The sequence below is a fragment of the Facilibium subflavum genome, assembly GCF_003574485.1.
GTDB lineage: Bacteria > Pseudomonadota > Gammaproteobacteria > Francisellales > Francisellaceae > Facilibium > Facilibium subflavum.
In genome coordinates, this window is the sequence record NZ_QLIT01000371.1 from 1 (window position 1) to 524 (window position 524).

A 524-nucleotide genomic window follows, 5' to 3' on the forward strand; every position below is an offset into this window, starting at 1 on the left:
ATATCTACTTATTTTTACTAGGGATATGGTTAACTCATGGTATTGAAATTAGACAAAATAAGTATTTAAATAATTTGATAGAGCAGGATCATAGAAGTATTAAACGATTGACTCGACCCATGATGGGATTTAAGTCTTGGGACTCCATGGAGTCCACTATCGCTGGTTATGAGTTAATAAATATGATTAGAAAAGGTCAGCACATTAATGCTGAAAATATGACTATTTGGGATCAATTCTATTCTATAGCAGCATAACTGTATCTAGAGCATACTGATTTCATGAAAATTGTTACTGATTTAAATATTTGCGATAGAACCAAAAATCTTACTTAAAGTCAGCTCCATAAGGAGTGTAGTTAAAGTAAGGCTTATGGTGCTCTTGAGCAGATTCAAGTTTGGAAAGAGTATCTCCATATGTAAGATGCGAATTTCTTTTGTGGTACCTATCCCATAGATCTGTATTATGAAATTCATCTTTAGTTGATGCGCAGCTAGATAATGTAGATATTACGAATAGCACAA

At 32.8% G+C, this 524-nt stretch carries 1 protein-coding gene; it reads left to right on the plus strand.

Translation table 11 applies throughout. The features are described 5' to 3' along the window. A partial coding sequence (locus DNK84_RS13995) for a DDE-type integrase/transposase/recombinase (RefSeq protein WP_119345035.1) occupies positions 1–257 on the plus strand: 257 nt, incomplete at its 5' end. Positions 258–524: the final 267 nt, after the last annotated feature.